Genomic DNA, 15794 nt, shown 5'->3' with positions numbered 1-15794 from the left:
CATTTCCAACCGCTGAAGCGCCGACAAAGGCGTATTGCGTTTCCGCCTGCCTAATCCTCTCGAATCAAGTATGTTCTACTTATGTCCTTCGGCTTCTTCCGCGCCCTGAACAAACCAAAACCCGCCCCTGTCGAAGAGCGGGAACATTTTGTTGCGGGCCGCACCCTGCCGCTCAGGATCGTCGAGAACGAACGCGCCAGGCGATTGACGCTAAGGATCGACGCGGGCGGCCAGGGATTGCGCATTACCGTTCCGCCCGGATTGCGCCGGGGTGAGGTCGAAAAATTCCTCGACCGTCATCGAGGCTGGCTGGAACAGCGGCTGGCCAAGGTGCCGGAACGGCCGCAGGTGCGGCCTGGCATCAAGATCCCGGTGCGCGGGGTGCCGCATCTTGTCGTGCACGAGCCAGGCAAGCGCGGCACCGTGATCGTTTCGACGGACGAAGCGGGGCCAATCCTGATCGTCCATGGCGACCGGGTGCATCTGCCGCGGCGCGTCGCCGATTTCCTCAAGCGCGAAGCCAAGCGCGAAATCGAGACGCTGGTAGCCCGGCATACTGAAAGCGTCGGCATGCGGGCGAAAACAGTGCGCTTCAAGGACACGACGAGCCGCTGGGGGTCATGCACCTCCGACGGCAGCCTTTCCTTCTCCTGGCGCATCATGATGGCGCCGCCGCCTGTAATTAACTACCTCGTCGCGCATGAGGTGGCGCATCTTCAGGAAATGAACCACGGCCCGAAATTCTGGAAGCTGTGCACCGAACTTTGCCCGGACACCAAACGCTGCAAGGATTGGCTCAAGCGCAATGGCGGCGCGCTGCAGGCGATCCGGTTCGATTAGCTGCCGGCTCGGCTGACTGGCAACCTGCCCTCAATCGTCATTCGCCGCATTGAGGTTCTCGGGGCGCATTCCCTCGTCCTCATGCCTTGGCCACGGCAGGAAATCCTTGTCGAAGGCCTCGTTGCCGAAATAGGCGAGCGCGCGATGCGCCTCGGCGCCGTTGTAGGCGGCCTTGTCCATCAGATGAGCGATCACCTCGCACGCCTGCGCCAGCTTCTTCTTCAACCGGGCGGCCGATTGGTCCGTCGTCGATTCGTCCGTCATATGACTTCCTCCCGCCGATAACTATATAGGTAGGTAGCGCCGGCCGCAGGTTCTGCAATCGGAATGCCGGACTTGGGCATGGCGCACTGACGCTTTCCCTCGACTCTTGGGCCTTTTCATGCCAATTCCGCCGCCATGACGATCGACATCAAGATATGCGGATTGAAGACCGAAGAAGGCATCGCCTCGGCGCTTGCCTGCGGGGCGACCCATGTCGGCTTCATCTTTTATCCGCGCAGCCCGCGCGCTGTCGATCCGGCGGCAGCCGGGCGCTTGCGCCAGGCCGCCAAAGGCAAGGCGAAGGCGGTTGCCGTAACCGTGGACCTCAGCGACGCCGAACTCGACGCAATCGTCGCTGGCATGGCGCCCGACATGCTGCAACTGCATGGCGAGGAAACGCCGGAGCGCGTGACTTATGTGAAGACGCGCTATGGCATTCCGGTCATGAAGGCGTTCTCGGTGCATGAAGCTGCCGATCTCGACATCGTCAGCTCCTACCGGGGTGTTGCCGACCGCTTCATGTTCGACGCCAAACCACTGACCGATCTGCATCTTCCGGGCGGCAACGGCCTGCCGTTCGACTGGCATATCCTGGCCGGCCTGGACCGCGACATCGACTATGTGCTTTCCGGCGGGCTCAATCCCGCCAATGTCGGCGACGCCATCCGCTTCGCAAACCCACCCGGCGTTGACGTATCGTCGGGTGTGGAGAGCAGCCCAGGCGTCAAGGATCCGGCACGCATCGCCGAATTCGTCCGGGCTGTCGCGGCTGCGCGCAAGGCCCGCGCCGCCTGACATGCACCGCAGAAGCATTCCATCGGCGACGGAGAGCGTCTCGCACGCAACGGCAAGTCCGACAAAGACAAGTTAGGAGATCGGCGATGAACAAGCCGGCGATGCCAAATTCCTTCCGCACCGGGCCCGACGAACAGGGCATGTTCGGCATTTTCGGCGGCCGCTTCGTCGCCGAGACGCTGATGCCGCTTATCCTTGAGCTGGAGCGCCACTGGAACGAGGCCAAGGACGATCCGGAATTCAAGGCGGAGCTGCAGAACCTCTCCACCCACTATGCCGGGCGACCCTCAAAGCTTTATTTCGCTGAAGGGCTGACGCGGCATCTGCGCGAGACCGCCGCCGCCAAAGGTGGGCACGGCGGCGCGAAAATCTATTTCAAGCGCGAAGACCTGAACCACACCGGTTCGCACAAGATCAACAATTGCCTCGGCCAGATCCTGCTGGCCAAGCGCATGGGCAAGAAGCGCATCATAGCCGAGACCGGCGCCGGCCAGCACGGCGTCGCCTCGGCCACGGTCGCCGCCCGCTTCGGCTACCCCTGTGTGGTCTATATGGGCGCGACCGATGTCGAACGGCAGAAGCCGAATGTCTTCCGCATGAAGCTGCTCGGCGCCGAGGTGAAGCCGGTCAGCGCAGGCCACGGCACGCTGAAGGACGCGATGAACGAAGCGCTTCGCGATTGGGTCACCAATGTCGAGGACACCTATTATCTGATCGGCACCGCCGCCGGGCCGCACCCCTATCCGGAACTGGTGCGCGATTTCCAGTCGGTGATCGGCACCGAGGCGCGGGCGCAAATTCTCGAGCAGGAAGGCCGCCTGCCCGACGCCATCATCGCCGCCGTCGGCGGCGGCTCGAACGCCATCGGCCTGTTCCACCCCTTCCTCGACGACACGGACGTGCGCATTGTCGGCATCGAGGCCGGCGGTCGCGGGCTGGAGGGCGACGAGCATTGCGCCTCGATGAACGCCGGCAAGCCGGGCGTTCTGCACGGCAACCGCACCTATCTCCTGCAGAACGAGGATGGCCAGATCCTCGACGGCCATTCCATCTCGGCCGGCCTCGACTATCCCGGCGTCGGCCCGGAACATTCATGGCTGCGCGACAGCGGCCGCGTCGAATATGTGCCGATCCTGGATGACGAGGCGCTCGACGCCTTCCAGCTTACCACCAAGGTGGAGGGCATCATCCCGGCGCTGGAATCGGCTCACGCCATCGCACAGGCGGTCAAGCTTGCGCCGACCATGGACCAGGACAAGATCATCATCGTCAATTTGTCCGGCCGCGGCGACAAGGACGTGCATACGGTGGCGCAGATGATGGGCATGGAGATCTGACGGTGACCGATACCCGCATCGACCGCCGCATGGCGAAGCTCAAGGCCGAAGGCCGCCCGGCGCTCGTCACCTACTTCATGAGCGGCGACCCCGATTACGACACCTCGCTGTCGATCATGAGGGCGCTGCCGAAAGCCGGCGCGGACGTTATCGAGATGGGCATGCCCTTCTCGGACCCGATGGCCGATGGCCCGGCGATCCAGGCCGCCGGCCTGCGCGCGCTGAAGGGCGGGCAGACGCTCAAGAAGACGCTGGCCATGGCGGCGGAATTCCGCAAGGGCGACGACGAGACGCCAATCGTCATGATGGGGTACTACAACCCGATCTATATCTATGGGGTAGATCGCTTCCTCGCCGACGCCAAGGTTTCCGGCATAGACGGGCTGATCATCGTCGACCTGCCGCCGGAAATGGACGACGAGCTGTGCGTGCCGGCCTTGAAAGCCGGCGTCAACTTCATCCGCCTCGCAACACCGACGACCGACGACAAGCGGCTGCCCAAGGTGCTTCAGAACACCTCCGGTTTCGTCTACTACGTGTCGATGACCGGCATTACCGGTTCGGCGCTGGCGGATACGACCAAGGTTGCCGCTGCCGTCAAGCGCATCAAGGGCCATACGGATTTGCCGGTATGCGTCGGCTTCGGCGTCAAGACGGCGGAGCAGGCGCGCGTTATCGGCGCCTCGGCGGACGGTGTCGTCGTTGGCACGGCGATCGTCAATGCGGTCGCCAATGTGCTCGGCCCGAAGGGCGAGAAGACCGCCGACCCAGCGGAAGCCGTGGCAACGCTGGTCAACGGCCTGTCACAAGGCGTTCGCACCGCCCGCCTTGCTGCCGCCGAATAGTTTTCCTACCTCTTTGCCAGGACAGGAGCCAAAGTCATGAACTGGATCACCAATTACGTCCGCCCGAAGATCAACTCGATGCTCGGCCGGCGGGATATGCCGGAAAACCTCTGGATCAAGGATCCGGAGAGCGGCGAGATGGTCTTCCACAAGGATTTGGAGAGCAACCAGTTCGTCATCCCGGCATCCGGCCATCACATGAAGATTTCGGCCAAGGAACGGCTGCGCTTCTTTTTCGACGATGGCAAATACGAGCAGCTCGAAAACCCCAAGGTGGTGCTCGACCCGCTCAAGTTCCGCGACGAAAAGCGCTATACGGACAGGCTCAAGGACGCCAAGGCCAAGACCAATCTCGAAGACGCCATCGTCAATGGGGCGGGTACGATCGATGGCCTGCCCATCATTGCCACCGTGCAGGATTTCGCCTTCATGGGCGGGTCGCTCGGCATGGCCGCCGGCGAGGCGATCGTGCATGGGTTCGATACGGCGTTGAAGCGCAAGCGTCCGCTGGTGCTGTTTGCCGCTTCGGGTGGCGCCCGCATGCAGGAGGGCATTCTGTCGCTGATGCAGTTGCCGCGCACGACGGTGGGCGTCGACCGGCTGAAGGAAGCCGGGCTGCCTTATATCGTGGTGCTGACCAATCCGACCACCGGCGGCGTCACCGCCTCCTACGCCATGCTGGGCGATGTCCATATCGCCGAGCCGGGTGCGCTGATCGGCTTCGCCGGCCCGCGCGTGATCGAGCAGACGATCCGCGAAAAACTGCCGGAGGGTTTCCAGCGGTCAGAATATCTGATGGAGCACGGCATGATCGATATGGTCGTGTCCCGGCTCGAGATGAAGAAGACCGTCGCCAATCTGCTGAAGCTTCTGATGAAAGTGCCGGTCGAAGAAAAACCGCTCCAACCCGAAATCCTGCCGCCGGCCGTGGCGGTTCCGGAAGCACGGCCGCAGGCCTGAGATTGGGGCATTCCTCACCCGGTTTCCGGGTGAGGACCGACATCCACGATTGAACGGCATTCCATGACCACGCTCTCCGCCGACCGTGAAATCGAACGCCTGATGGCGTTGCACCCGAAGGGGTTCGATCTTTCGCTCGACCGCATCTCGCGGCTGCTCGAAAGGCTGGGAAATCCGCAAGACCGGCTGCCGCCTGTCATCCACATCGCCGGCACCAATGGCAAAGGCTCCTGCGCCGCGTTCGCGCGCGCGCTGCTGGAGGCGGCGGGCCTTACCGTTCACGTCCATACGTCGCCGCATCTGGTGCACTGGCATGAGCGCTACCGGCTGGCGGCGCTGGGCGGTGGCAAGCTGGTGGAAGACAGGGTCTTCGCCGAAGCAATCGCGCGGGTCGCCAAGGCCAACAATGGCGAGACCATCACTGTCTTCGAGGTGCTGACCGCCGTCACCTTCATCCTGTTTTCCGAGCATCCCGCCGATGCGGCGATCATCGAGGTCGGTCTCGGCGGGCGTTTCGACGCCACCAATGTCGTCCGCCAGCCCGCCGTCTCGGTCATCATGCCGGTCTCGCTCGACCACGAAGCCTATCTCGGCGACCGCGTTGAACTGATCGCCGCCGAAAAGGCGGGGATCATGAAGCCGGGATCGCCGGTGGTGATCGGCGCGCAGGAAAGCGAAACCGCGCTGGAGGTTCTGATCGAGACCGCCGAGCGCCTCGGCTGTCCGCTGACGGTCTACAGCCAGGATTTCCTCGCCTATGGCGAGAACGGCCGCATGGTTTACCAGGATGAGGACGGCTTGATGGACCTCACGCCGCCCCGCCTTCCCGGTCGCCATCAGTTTACCAACGCCGCAGCCGCCATCGCCGCCATCAAGGCAGCAGGTTTCGACTTGACCGAGCGCGCCGTTGAAAAGGCGATGACGACTGTTTCATGGCCGGGACGGATGCAGAAGCTGACGCAGGGACGGCTGGTGGACATGGCGCCGGCGGGTTCCGAGATCTGGCTCGACGGCGGTCACAATCCGGGCGCCGGAATCGTCGTGGCCGAAGCGCTGGCCGAGCAGGAAGAAAAAAGCCCGCGGCCGCTGTTCATGATCTGCGGCATGATCAACACCAAGGACCAGACCGGCTATTTCAGCGCGTTCAAGGGGCTGGCCCGGCATGTCTACACGGTGCCGGTTTCGACCAGCGACGCCGGCGTGCCGAACGACGAACTTGCCATTCGTGCGGTAGAGGCAGGCCTGTCGGCAGAACCAGTCAGCTCCGTCGGCGAGGCCTTGATGCTGCTCGCCGAAACCTGGCACGAGCCGGAAAAGCCACCCCGCATCCTGATCAGCGGATCGCTCTATCTTGCCGGCGCGGTTCTGGCCGAAAACGGCACCCCGCCGACTTGATATGCCGGCACAAAAAGCCCGGCTCAAGGCCGGGCTTTTTTGCAAAAATCGGATATCGATCAGGCGACGGCGCCATTGATCCAGTGCGACAGCGCGGTCTTCGGCGCAGCGCCGACCTTCATGTCGGCGACTTCTCCGCCCTTGAAGATCATCAGGGTTGGGATCGAGCGCACACCGAACTGCGCCGCCAGTTCCGGGTTCTCGTCAATGTTGAGCTTGGCGACCTTGATCTTCTCGCCGAGTTCGGCAGCGATGTCCTCAAGCGCCGGTGCGATCATCTTGCACGGCGTGCACCATTCGGCCCAGAAATCGACGACGACCGGCTGCTTGGCGTCGAGCACGTCAGCCTGGAAATTGCTCTTGTCGACCTTCACGGTGGCCATCGGTGGAATCCTTTCGAGTTAACGCGTCGCACCAAATGTGGTGGCTATCGTGTCTTTGTTCAAGCATTTCTTGTGTCACGATGCGGTGAGTCGGGCAAGCGCGGCATCCATGGCCGCAGCCGGCAATTCGATCAGGCGGGGCGCTTCGGTGAAAAGCAGCGCGGCGGCGATTTCCTTGCCGGGATAGATCGGCCGCAGCAATGCGCGATAGAGGGAAAGCTGCAGGACATAGGCCGGGGGCACAGTGTCGAGGCCGGCCGGTGGCGAGCGGTCGGTTTTGAAATCAACGATCCACACCGTTTGCCCAGTCACCGCCAGGCGGTCGATCTTGCCGGAAACGGCGCGCGGCTTGCCCCTCACATCGATGGTGCCGGCTATCGTCACCTCGGCGCGGGAGCTTTCAGAAAACAGCGGCGCGAAACGCGGCTCTTCGAGGATCGAAGCGACCGCGGCCTGCGCCTTGAGCCGATCTGTCTCACTCCAGCCCGCTCCGGCTCTGGCGAGATAGCGGGCAGTAGCGGCGTGCCGCTCCGCCGCTGCGATACCGGGCAGCATCTGCAGCAGCTTGTGCATCGCCAGACCGCGCTGGATGGCGAAAGCGGGTTCCGCCTTGAAGTCCAACACGGGGGAACTGTTGTCCGTTGCCGGCTCCCTGGCCGCGTCGATCAGCGCCGAAGCACCCGACGGCGACAAAGGCCGCGGCAAGTCGTCCTCGGGTGGCAGCGCATCGAACAGGCTTGGCGGAAGTCGCCCGAAATCCGCCGGCGGGCGTTCGCTTTGCTCGTCGCCCTTCAGGGGCGGCAGGTCCGTTACACGGAAGCGCAAGACCGGGTCTCCGGTCACAGGATGCGGCTGTTCGCGGCTATGCGGCGCGGAAGACAGGGCGCGGCTCACAATAGAATGCCAGGTGCCGAGAGAAGGGGTACGCTTGCCGTGATAACCACAGACGATGAGCCGATCTTCGGCACGGGTCATGCCGACATAGAGCAGGCGGCGATACTCGTCGTCGGCGAGGTCGCGCGCTTGCGTCGAGACTTGCCGCGAGAAGTCGTTGGCAACATCGCCCGCAGCCCGCCACAGATAACCCTTGCCGCGCCATGAGCCGTCCGGGTGCGAAAACGGTATGAGCCGGGGAAGGTGCTGGTCGCTGAATGGCGCGGAGCCGCCGTCGACGAGGAACACGACCGGCGCTTCCAGCCCCTTGGCGGCGTGGACGGTCATGACGCGCACCTCGTCGCGCGTCTGGTCCATTTCGCGCTTTATCTCCGGTCCGGCGCTTTCCAGCGTCGACAGGAATGTCTCGAGGCCGGGCATGCCGGTGCGTTCCTCGGCCAGAGCGAAGTTCAGGAACTCGTCCAGTATGTCGCCGGCCTCGGGTCCCAGCCGGGCCATCATCCGTTTGCGGACACCGTCGCGCGCCAGCAGCCCGGCATAGAACTCGAACACCGGCTTGAAAGCAGCCTCGTTGCTCCATTCGTCCAGCTTCTCGGCGATCTCCGCCAAGACCTTGTCGGTGCGCGCCTTCTCGCGCAGGGACATGATGAGAGAAACGCCGGGTCCGCGCCCGGCGGCAAGGGCATACAGCCGGTTCTCGGTGAGGTCGAAGATTGGCGACCGCAACACGGCGGCGAGCGACAGATCATCCTCTGGCTGAATGAGGAAGCGGCCGAGCGCGATCATATCCTGAACCGCGATATGGCCGGGCAGGCTGAGCCTGTCGGCGCCGGCCACCGGTATGCCCTTGTCTTTCAGGCTCTTCGACAGCGCGTGGACGAAACGGCCGCGCTTGCGCACCAGAACGACGACGTCGCCCGCCTTCAGCCTGCGCCCCTGCCCTTCGATGATTTCGCCGCTGTCCAGCCATCCCTTGATGGTGGCGGCGATATGCTCGGCGACGCGGACGGCCGGCGCGCCGAGATGGTTGACCGGCAAGGTCCAGTCGTCAGGCTCCTCGACCGCCGCGGCGCCGAGCGATGGCCAGACCTCGACATAACCCGGTGCGTCGTGGCGTATCGGCTTGTGATCGAGCGGATCGGGATCGTGGCTGATGCCGCGGCGCGTCTCAGGATCGGCGAAGACACGGTCTACGGCGGCGAGGACATCGCCGGTCGAGCGGAAAGACCATTTCAGCTTGAGGTTGGCGAAGGCGGCGTTGCCGTTCCTGATCCGGGCGGCGAACAGATTGCGGCTTTCCTCGAAGGAATCGGGCGCGGCGCCCTGGAACGAATAGATCGACTGTTTTTCGTCGCCGACGGCGAAGATAGTGCGCAGCACGTTGTCGCGCGCGCCGGAGCCGGCAAAGAATTCCTCGGCCAGCTTGCGCACCACGTCCCATTGCTCGGGGCTGGTGTCCTGCGCCTCGTCGAGGAGGATGTGGTCGATTCCCTGATCGAGCTTGTACTGCACCCAGGGGCCCGCATCGGCACGCGACAGGAGATTGACCGTGCGCACGATCAAATCGTTGAAATCAAGGAAGCCCCGGCCGTGCTTGAGCTGCTCGTAGCGGGCGATCAGCCAGTCGGCGATGGTCAGCGCGGCGCGCGTGCCTTCCAGCATCCGGAAAAGAGCCAGCCGGTCCGATACGTCCGCAATGGCTGCGGTCGCATCCAGATAGCGCGCCGGCAGATCGGGCATCTGACCGCACAGCGCCTTGCTGAACAGCCAGTCCAGTTTGTAGGCTTCGCCCTTCTCGCTCAGGAACGCCTTCTTGAGGAGTGCAAGACGCCTGACGGGCGCGGTCTCCCAAAAGGCCTGCTGGGCGTCGCCGACCAGATAGTCCTGCGCTCTGTTGGCGCTCAGACGACGGGCGGCCACCGCCAGCGTTTCGAGATAGGCGAGGGGGAAGCTCGGCAGCGGCCAGACGGCGGAGGCTATGTCCACCGCCGTCTCGTCATTGCGGAAACCAAACGCTTCGAAAAGGGCTGCGAAACGCGAACCGTCGCCGCCAATTGCGGCGATGAATTCGCGCAGTCCGTCGCGCTTGCGCAGGATTTCAAAGAGAAGCGCATCGAGACCGGCCTCGCCCCCGCGCTCCAGGACGGTGGCGAAGGCATCGGCGAGGTCTCTATTGTCCTCGCCACCGGCGCCCGAGATCATGTCGCGCCGGGCAGCGGCAAACAGCATCGCCTCCATCTGCGTGTCCAGCAGCTGGAAGTGCGCGGTGATGTTCGCCTCCAACGGAAACTGGTGCAGCACCGATTCGCAGAAGGCATGGATGGTCTGGATCTTCAGCCCCCCGGGCGTTTCCAACGCCTCGGCAAACAGCCGACGCGCCCGGCGCATACCATCGCCATCCGGACGCCGGCCATCGAGCGCCGCGACCTTGTCGGCCAGTTTCTCATCGCCGAGCACGGTCCAGTCCGACAGCGTGGTGAAGACGCGGTTCGACATATTGGCAGCCGCGGCGCGCGTATAGGTCAGGCAGAGGATTTTCGATGGGTCGGTGCCGCGCAGAAGTAGCCGGATAACGCGGTTCGCCAGGACGTGGGTTTTGCCCGAGCCGGCGTTGGCCGAAACCCAGGCCGAATTGAGCGGGTCGGAAGCGCTCGCCTGGTTCGACGCCGTCTCGGATGGTATGGGGTAGGCGCGCTTCATTCGTCGCCTCCGTCGGCGTCGTCGCCGCCGGCCGACCATTCCAACACACGCGCGAGATGGTCGTAGTCGCCATCGGCTTCGCCCTCGCGAAAGGGCAAGGCCCGCGACAGATAGCCGACCTCGGGATTGCGATAATGGAGAAGAAGCTTTTCCAGCCGGACCCAGGCTTCTTCCGCGAGTTCGGCCGCGCTGCGGGGCTTGTTCCTGTATTCCAGGATCGATTCTTCGAATACCTCGCCGTTCGGCTTCAGCCGTACGAAGGCCAGCTGCGACGGCTCGCGCGCGCCCAGCGCCGTGAACGCGCCGCGCTTCAGCAAGGCGCCTTCGAGCGCCAGTTGCGGCGCCAGCAGCGTGTGCGCCTGCGCCTTGGAGGGTGACGATCCTGTCTTGTAGTCGAGGATATCGGCCATGCCGCCTGCCAGAAGATCGATGCGGTCGGCATAGCCGGAAAGCGTGACGCCGGACTCGCCGACCACTGTTTTCTGTGCGCGTTCCTCGGCGGAGCGGCGCGTGACGCCCTGCGGCCGTTCCTGCTCCCAGTTGATGATGTTGCCGGCAAGCATGGCAAAGCGCGGCCACCACACCGCCTCGACGTCCGGCGGCAGCTCGGCTTCGGCAAAACAGGCGCGGCCGGCAGCGAGCAATTGCTCCAGCGCGTCGGGCGCCGCGGGATCAGGCACGGCCGTTGAGAAGCGATGCAGGATGGCATGGAACAGCGTGCCGCGCTCGGCCGCGCCCGGATCGCGGATCAGCGGGTCGAGCGGCGAAAGGGCCAGAATCTTGCGGGCATAGATGGCGTAGGGATCGCGGCGCAGGGTTTCGATCTCGGTAATGGAGAAGTGGTCGGGCCGGGCGGAAACCGGCGGCTTCGGCTGCGGTCGGGGCGCAAAGTCCGTGCGTTCGCCGGCATCAAGCCCGCGCGCCCAGGCGAGCAATTCCTCGCCCCTGCCGCGCAACTCGTCCGCCTGTTGCCTGCCGACGAAGGTCAGCAGGCGCTGCAGCCAGCGGGAGGGAACGGCGGGTGCGTCGCCGGCGCGTGCCGAGCGCGCCAGCACCACCTCGGGAATACCCATCGCCATCTGGAAATCATGGGCGGCCAAGCCGATGCGGCGTTCTGGCGGTTCGAGGTCGATGCCGGTCTTCATCAGCCGGGACATGAAGCGGTCGCTCTCGGGCTTGCGCGGCCACACGCCCTCGTTCAGGCCGCCGATCACCAGCGTATCGACGCTTTGCAGCCGCGCCTCCAGAGCGCCCCAGATGGCGATGGACCGATCGGCCCCGCGGGCAGGCTTGACGACTTCCGGCGCGATCAAGGCGGCCATGACATCCGGCCATTCGTCCGGCTTTACGGCAAACGGAGCGTCGGCAGCGACGAGCTGGCGCAGCACTTCAGCGAGCTTGTCACCGGCATCGCCGGCATAGAGGCTGGCGAGACTGCCGTCCGCGTCCCGTCCCAGATTTTCCAGCGTGACGACGCTGCAACGGACCAGTTCAGCGATGCCGGTTTCCGCCTTGCCGCGCAGCGCGGTGAGCGGAAGAACCGCAGCGATCAGGCGTCGGAGCAGATCGCGCGCTTCCTCGATCCGCCGTATCGACAGGCGCGGCATCCAGAAGGGCGGGCGGCTTGCCTCGTCGCGCAGGCGCAGCAGCCGGGCCTCGAACAGCTCGGGCAGGGACACTATGTCCGGACGGCCGGTGCCGCCACGCAGCGCCACCAGTTCGACGATCTCGGACGCGTGGCGGATCAGGGATCGGTCCAGGGACAGCGCAAGCAGCGGATGTTTGATGAGCGCGAGCAGCACGACCGGATCGCCGGGCCGCAGCGCCGCTTCCAGGATGAGCCGGAGCAGACCGGCTGCCGGCGCGTCGGCAAGCGGCGTACCGCCGGAATCGTCTGCAACGATGCCGAAGCGCAGCAACTCGGCGCAGACCCGGCGCGCCAGCGCCCTGTCGCCCGTGACCAGCGCCGCGCGCCTTCCAGGCTGCCCGACAGCGCGCCGGAGCGCAATGGCGACGGCCGCAGCCTCGTCGCGCTCATTGGCGGCTTCGACAAGCGTCACGCCGGACAGCGCCGCATCGATATCGGCGTCGCTGAAACGGCTGCGCGTCTGCGCCCACAGATCGGTTGTCTCGGCAGGCCGGAGCGCCTCCGAAAGCAGCGCGGCGCGCTGCGACAGCGCAGAAGACGGGACTCCCACTTCCTCCACATCCTGGCGCAGGATGCCCATCTTGCCGATGAGTTTCGCCAACCCGTATTGCGGATGGCCAAGCAAAGCCGGCTTGGCGCCGGGCGCGGTGATCGCAGCAAAAGAGATATCGTCCTTCGCCCGATCCAACCCCGGCAGGACCACGGCGCCATGGGGCAAACCAGAGATCGCAGCCAGCAATTCGGCCGTCGCTGGTATCGAGCCGGTCGAGCCGGCGGCGATGACAGGGCCCGTCGGCGGATTCCGTTTCAGTCGCGCGGCTTCCATGCGGATGAGGGCGCTGCGATGCGCAGCGGGATTGGAGCGGTCACGTTCGTCGAGTATTTGCGGCCAGAACTCGGTGACGATCTTGAGAAAGTCGAGCGTCACCTGCCACCAGCCGGCGAGATTGCCGTCGACCAGGCCGGCGAGCCTGGCCCAGTCCGACCCCTCCATCTCAACCTCGTCCATAAGCTGGGCGAGATCGCGCGCCAGCCAGATGGCGTCGGCAGCGGAGGCCGGGACCGTCACTTCCTCGTCGAACCGCGCGGCGACTTCCGCCGGCAGCCGGCTTTTCCAGAGCCGCACCAGCGGCGCCAGCAGCAGCAATCTTTCGACCGATGCCATGGGCGGCGCAAGGTCGATGGCCGCTGCCTCTTCCGACTCCACGGTTTCGAAAGCGGCCTCATCCTCGTCGAACTCGCCGAGCGGCCGTATGACCGGCAGGATGGCGGAGCTGCCGCCGAGGACTTCGGTGAAGATGGCGCGCAGGGTGCGGGCGGCGCGCCGCGTCGGCACGTAGATCGTGGCGTCGGCCAAGGCCAGCGGATCGCCGTCATAGCGGAAATCCGGCACCAGCCGGCCCGACAGCAGCGCCTCGGCTAGCGTCGGCAGGAAAGAGACACCGGGCGGGATCGAGAAAACGCGAGGCGATGACCCTGGGTCCATGCCGCTCATCGCGCCTTGCCGCGCGCCCGTTCCACCGCCGCTTCCGCCGGCGCCATCGCCTCTGGCGTGCCGACCGTGATCCAGTGACCCTGCATCGGCATTCCGAACAGGCGGCCCGCCGCAATGGCTTCGTCGAAATGGCCGTTGAGGGACGACGGCCCTGCCGTTGCGCCAGCGAAAATGCGGGGGTGGACGATGGCCGCACCCGCATAGATCAGACCCGACGGATCGCCCTTGGCGCGGCGAAGCGCACCGTCCGGCGCAACCAGGAAATCGGTGCCGCCGCTATGGCCGGTGGCGGTGTGGAGATGCGAAAGCATCAGCAGAATATCCATGCTCGCCTCGTCCCATTCAAGGGCAAGGCGTTGCAAATTGGATTCACCTCGGTCCATCCAGAACGTATCGGCGTTGACGACGAAGAACGGCTCCGCTCCCAGTTCCGGCAAAGCCTTGACGATGCCACCGGCGGAATCGAGGAGGCCCGTGCTTTCGTCGGATATGACGATGCGCGGTGTCTTGCGGTCCGCTACATGGTCGATGATCTGCTGCGGAAAATAATGGACGTTGACGACAGCCTTCGTCACGCCGGCAGCGGCGAGGCTATCGAGGCTCCAATCGAGCAGCGCCTTGCCGGCAATCTTGACCAGCGGCTTCGGCATCGTGTCGGTGATCGGCCGCATGCGTTTTCCCAGACCGGCGGCGAGAACCATGGCTGTTCCGGGGATGCTTCGACCGCTCACAACGCTCTTTCCTCAAGGATGCCGTTCTCGGCATAGAGGCGGTTCAGCCCCGCCAGAGATGGATGTCCCAGCGCGCGCCGCAGATAGTCGCGGATGCGCGGCAGATGCCTCAGATAAGCCGGCTTGCCGTCCCGACGATCCAGCCGCACGAAGATGCCGAGAATCTTCGAATTCCGCTGCGCCGCCATGATCGCATAGGATTCGCGAAACGCGCCTTCGTCAAAAGCGCCCGCGGCGCGGCGCGCCGCTTCATAAGCGTCGAGCGTCGATTGCTCGATCTCCATAGGCACCGTGACGCGCGCATCCATGGCCAGCGAGGCGACATCGTAGGCGGCAGGGCCGATGAGCGCGTCCTGGAAGTCAACGATGCCAAGGCGGTCATGTCCCCGCCGTTCGCCGCGCCAGATGATGTTCGGCGAATGGAAATCCCGCAGCATCAGCGCGTATTCGGCGTCCGCGAGGCGGTCGAACAGTCCCTGCCATTCGCGCTCGAAATCACCCCGCAGTCGCTCGGATGCGGCATCGCCAGTGACGGCGGGCACATACCAGTCCAGCAGCAGACTCGCCTCGATCATCATGGCGTCACGGTCGAACGGCGGCACGTGATGGACGACGCCCGGGGCTGCTTCCATTGCGTCAGTCCAGCGACGGCCATGCATCGCCGCGAGAAGTTCGGCGGCGGCGGCATAGCGTTCGGCGACGGGGCTTCCCGCCTCGTCCAGAAAGTTGCCCGATCCTAGGTTTTCAAGCAGCAGAAAGCCCGCGTCGAGGTCCCGCGCATAAATTTCCGGAACACTGACGCCACCCTCCAGCAAGGCGCGATCGAGGGCGACGAAGGCGGCCACCGTCTGCGCCGTATGGGCGATCTCGGCATAGGGCCTGCCACCGCGCACGGGAGGACCGAGCACCAGCGGCGGCGAGTTCATCAGCACGCGCGGCGCTTCGCGTTCCAACGAGACCGTCTCATAGGAACGCGCGGAGGCATCGCCGGTCAAATGGCGGCGGAGGGCTTCTCCCCAACCGGCAGACCCGAGAAAATCGCGCATGGCCAGCGAGCGCTTCACCCGATCGAGAGCAATCCCGCCGGACATGACCGCCAAGCGACCGTCACCCTTATGGACAAGCTCGACGGTCAGAGTCGGCTGCAGCCTGGATGCGGCGCGCTGCGGCCATTCGACAAGCGCCGCGCCCTCGGCCAGCGCGTCGTCGAGGCCGAGCTCGTCCAGTTCAGCCGCCGAGCCTAGCCGGTAGAGATCGAAGTGATGAATGGGAACGCGCGTCTCGTAGCTCTGGACAAGCGTGAAGGTCGGGCTCGGGACATCGAGGGCGGAATCGTCGGCAAGCGCGCGGATCAGGGCACGGGCAAGCGTCGACTTGCCAGCGCCGAGATCACCCTGAAGCGCAAACACATCGCCCGGACGCAGGGCCATGGCGAGGTCCTCGCCCAGCCTGGCCGTCGCCGCTTCATCGGCGAGAAAGCGTTCCATGCCCCCGTCAGCCATGGGCA

Annotated in this window: 12 protein-coding genes; 6 read left to right on the top strand and 6 right to left on the bottom strand. The window is 64.9% G+C overall.

All coding sequences use genetic code 11. From position 1 onward, the window contains the following. Positions 1-81 precede the first annotated feature (81 nt). Positions 82-840: a M48 family metallopeptidase gene (locus ASD44_RS15580; protein WP_056113914.1), complete on the top strand. Its 759-nt coding sequence runs from the start codon at positions 82-84 to the stop codon at positions 838-840. 30 nt (positions 841-870) lie between these two features. Here the strand turns inward: ASD44_RS15580 and ASD44_RS15575 are convergent, their stop codons facing one another. Then, a complete protein-coding gene (locus tag ASD44_RS15575) occupies positions 871-1104 on the bottom strand; it encodes a hypothetical protein (RefSeq protein ID WP_056113910.1) in 234 nt (77 codons plus the stop codon). 135 nt (positions 1105-1239) lie between these two features. Between ASD44_RS15575 and ASD44_RS15570 the strand changes: the two genes are divergently transcribed. From ASD44_RS15570 to ASD44_RS15550, 5 genes are all read left to right on the top strand, one after another. After that, complete coding sequence (locus ASD44_RS15570) at positions 1240-1899, top strand: phosphoribosylanthranilate isomerase (RefSeq protein WP_056113907.1); 660 nt, start codon at positions 1240-1242, stop codon at positions 1897-1899. An 86-nt stretch (positions 1900-1985) separates the two neighbouring features. Continuing rightward, positions 1986-3236: a tryptophan synthase subunit beta gene (gene trpB, locus ASD44_RS15565; RefSeq protein WP_056113904.1), complete on the top strand. Its 1251-nt coding sequence runs from the start codon at positions 1986-1988 to the stop codon at positions 3234-3236. Between the two features lie 29 nt (positions 3237-3265). Next, positions 3266-4081, top strand: coding sequence for a tryptophan synthase subunit alpha (gene trpA, locus ASD44_RS15560; RefSeq protein WP_056116325.1), 816 nt, complete (start codon positions 3266-3268; stop codon positions 4079-4081). A gap of 36 nt (positions 4082-4117) precedes the next feature. Beyond that, a complete protein-coding gene (gene accD / locus ASD44_RS15555; RefSeq protein ID WP_056113901.1) occupies positions 4118-5041 on the top strand; it encodes an acetyl-CoA carboxylase, carboxyltransferase subunit beta in 924 nt (307 codons plus the stop codon). A 63-nt stretch (positions 5042-5104) separates the two neighbouring features. Beyond that, positions 5105-6436, top strand: a complete 1332-nt coding sequence (locus ASD44_RS15550) for a folylpolyglutamate synthase/dihydrofolate synthase family protein (protein ID WP_056113898.1) — start codon at positions 5105-5107, stop codon at positions 6434-6436. Between the two features lie 59 nt (positions 6437-6495). On the opposite strand, the gene trxA is transcribed toward ASD44_RS15550, so the two are convergent. From trxA to tsaE, 5 genes are all read right to left on the bottom strand, one after another. After that, positions 6496-6819, bottom strand: coding sequence for a thioredoxin (gene trxA / locus ASD44_RS15545; RefSeq protein WP_056113895.1), 324 nt, complete (start codon positions 6817-6819; stop codon positions 6496-6498). 75 nt (positions 6820-6894) lie between these two features. Beyond that, positions 6895-10413 carry a double-strand break repair helicase AddA gene (gene addA / locus ASD44_RS15540; protein WP_056113892.1) on the bottom strand — a complete coding sequence of 1173 codons (3519 nt, stop codon included), beginning with the start codon at positions 10411-10413 and terminating at the stop codon, positions 6895-6897. After that, positions 10410-13556, bottom strand: a complete 3147-nt coding sequence (gene addB / locus ASD44_RS15535; RefSeq protein ID WP_056113889.1) for a double-strand break repair protein AddB — start codon at positions 13554-13556, stop codon at positions 10410-10412. Before addB ends, addA begins: the two co-directional genes overlap by 4 nt. After that, a complete protein-coding gene (locus ASD44_RS15530) occupies positions 13553-14257 on the bottom strand; it encodes a nucleotidyltransferase family protein (RefSeq protein ID WP_056113886.1) in 705 nt (234 codons plus the stop codon). Before ASD44_RS15530 ends, addB begins: the two co-directional genes overlap by 4 nt. 26 nt (positions 14258-14283) lie before the next feature. Then, on the bottom strand, positions 14284-15789 hold the full coding sequence (gene tsaE / locus ASD44_RS15525) for a tRNA (adenosine(37)-N6)-threonylcarbamoyltransferase complex ATPase subunit type 1 TsaE (RefSeq protein WP_056113883.1): 1506 nt from the start codon (positions 15787-15789) through the stop codon (positions 14284-14286). Positions 15790-15794 lie beyond the last annotated feature (5 nt).

Source organism: Mesorhizobium sp. Root554 (assembly GCF_001427025.1).
GTDB lineage: Bacteria > Pseudomonadota > Alphaproteobacteria > Rhizobiales > Rhizobiaceae > Mesorhizobium.
The sequence above is the reverse complement of the archived record's forward strand: the minus strand, read 5'-3'. Positions and strand labels throughout refer to the sequence as shown.